The sequence below is a fragment of the Acinetobacter sp. YH12099 genome, assembly GCF_013419195.1.
In the GTDB taxonomy this organism is placed as follows: domain Bacteria; phylum Pseudomonadota; class Gammaproteobacteria; order Pseudomonadales; family Moraxellaceae; genus Acinetobacter; species Acinetobacter towneri.
Genome location: NZ_VPAP01000048.1, coordinates 1 through 2365, shown reverse-complemented (window position 1 = coordinate 2365; position 2365 = coordinate 1). Strand labels below are relative to the sequence as shown.

Genomic DNA, 2365 nt, shown 5'->3' with positions numbered 1-2365 from the left:
TTTAGCCCTGTTTAGCTAGATTTCCCTGTTTTGAAGAAAAGTGCGCTTAAAGGCGATTTTAGGCGGTTTTAAGCCATGTGTGAAAATTTGATATTTTAAAAGTTGCCGATCGGCAACTTTTAGCGGTTTGGGGGATTTATCATTTTCCGACAGCAGGAGGGAATGCACGCTTCCGCGTTTCTCTCCGAGAAACAAAAAAACGGCCTCTGAAAAAGATAAAAATAAGCCCCAAAAGTTGGGGCGTTTTGAAATCTTTTTTAGAGGGGGAAACTCAAGGATTAGATTTTAGGAAATCGTAAAATTGAAGTTGCTGTTTTGGGTCTTTTAGCATGATGCAAAGCCGTTGCATAAAATCATTAGGTGATTCATTCTCTTGCTTCAAATGTTTGAATTTTTTATTTCTGGACATGCCGTAAGAAATTCGGTTGATCTGCATATTTGGAAAATCTATAAACTTAGGTTCATCGACCTGTTTGATTGGTGCTGATTGGATTTTCTTAGAACCAAAGCCGAGCTGTTCCAGTAGCGGATAAAACATCCTGAATTTTTTTGGCTCTAAAAGCATGTCTGCAAGGCGTTTCGTAAAGTCTTCGGATGACTCTCCGATCTCTGCATATTCGCTACCAACTTCGGGCAGTTCAGATAATTTGTGTGCAAACAAATGCCGTTGTGCATCGGTCATTTCGACAAAGAAATCAGGTGTGTTTGGATCTCGTTTAGGGTCGGTTTTTTGTTGTTTTTTTGGCTGTGCCTTCTGTTTAAATCGGAATGAAAAACCAATAATATTACGTCCTCTTTTGTGCTGTTCTTCTTTGACAGTAATATCTGTATTTTCATTGATTTGCTTTAATGATGGTTCTAAAACACGCTTTTTAAAGTCGTGCATTCGATGATATTCACTTTCTAATACTCCCAATCTTTCTCTGAACTCACTTAGCTCAATAATTGGTGTTTTCCCACTACTACGCCAAGCAATCAAAAGTTCATAAAGTCTAATGGCGTAGCCAGTGGAAAGCCCTTTTACTTGCTCTAACTCATAGCTCGTAAATTGTTTTTCTAGCCGAGTTATTAAAGGGATAATTGCAGGTGAAAAAATTAACTCAACAGATGCCGTTTTTTCGATGTATGCAATTTGAGAAACCCAACGTGAGGTAATATGAGCTACTCCTTTTCCTCTTGGTTCTTGATAGCTAAATTGACGAGCAAACAAGTCTTTACAGGCTTCTTTTAGTGCTTGATAAGCACCATTTTTCAATACATCAAAGTGGTTGATATAGCTCTCTGCGTGAATAGTTAAAGGGTCATTCGCATTAATACCTTTACCACTTTCACGGGCTTCAATTATTGCTAAAAGAATTAACCGTTGTTCCACTAGGTCAAGATTGTAGCTGGCATTAATTAAAGCGTTATCTTTCACAATTAAATCTTTCATATAGCGTCTTATTTTATTATGTCGTCTTATTGATCTTATGTGAAGCCTTATCAAGAAGCAATAAGCAGACATATTTTATTTTGTCGCATCTTGCAAACTAAACGTGCTTAAAACGACATGTTTTATTTTGTCTTTCAAAGCACACTAAGTGTCGTCTTATTGAGAATTTCTAGCACACTAAGTGTCGTCTTTTAGCACACTAAGTGTCGTCTTATGTCCTCTGAAACGCACGTATATCAATGCTTTCAGACTGCTTAAAAGCATTTAAAAGCTTTTTTATTATTAAAAGCCCAAAAAAATTAAAAACGGCATTTAAAACTGCCCTATGTTTTCGCTTCGCTCAAACTCTATTGAATCTCGCTGCGCTCGATTCCTGGGGGCAGTTTTTTTCAAAGACCGGCTAGGACGCTAAAAACAAGAATGGATTCGCTTCGCTCATAAAGCTTTATGCTCGCTTCGCTCGTCATGGAGCCAGTGGCTACAGTCGCTTTGCTCTGTAAATCTCGTTATGAAGCAACAGGGAGCTTGTAATCAGGGAAAAGGCAGGGGCAAATTTTTATAATGCTCAGTCGCTCGTAGACACTCGCTCGGTTACTTGATCAATTTGTTTAGTTGTTCTTCAAAATCTTGCTTGTTTAAATCACCTGAAACGTACTGATCATAAAGTTTTTGATGATCTTCAGTGATTTCTAAATCGTAATATTCTCGATCTGATTTCTTTAAAAACACCTCTGACAAACGATTATTTTTTTCAGCATCACTCAATTTCATGGTCTAAATGCTCCTATTTTGCTTTTATTGGCGTTTTTAGCCCTGTTTAGCTAGATTTCCCTGTTTTGAAGAAAAGTGCGCTTAAAGGCGATTTTAGGCGGTTTTAAGCCATGTGTGAAAATTTGATATTTTAAAAGTTGCCGATCGGCAACTTTTAGCGGT

Annotated in this window: 1 protein-coding gene and 1 pseudogene; both read right to left on the bottom strand. The window is 37.6% G+C overall.

The features are described from left to right. Nucleotides 1-505: 505 nt before the first annotated feature. Nucleotides 506-1432, bottom strand: a pseudogene (repM, locus tag FTU39_RS13670) (replication initiation protein RepM); the annotation flags it as partial. Between the two features lie 591 nt (nucleotides 1433-2023). Next, nucleotides 2024-2203 (bottom strand): hypothetical protein, encoded by a 180-nt coding sequence (locus FTU39_RS13665; RefSeq protein ID WP_020847111.1) that lies wholly within the window; start codon nucleotides 2201-2203, stop codon nucleotides 2024-2026. Nucleotides 2204-2365: the final 162 nt, after the last annotated feature.

Excerpts from the sequence above, each read along its gene's own strand:
- FTU39_RS13665 (WP_020847111.1), bottom strand. The coding sequence starts at position 2,203 with ATGAAATTGAGTGATGCTGAAAAAAATAATCGTTTGTCAGAGGTGTTT.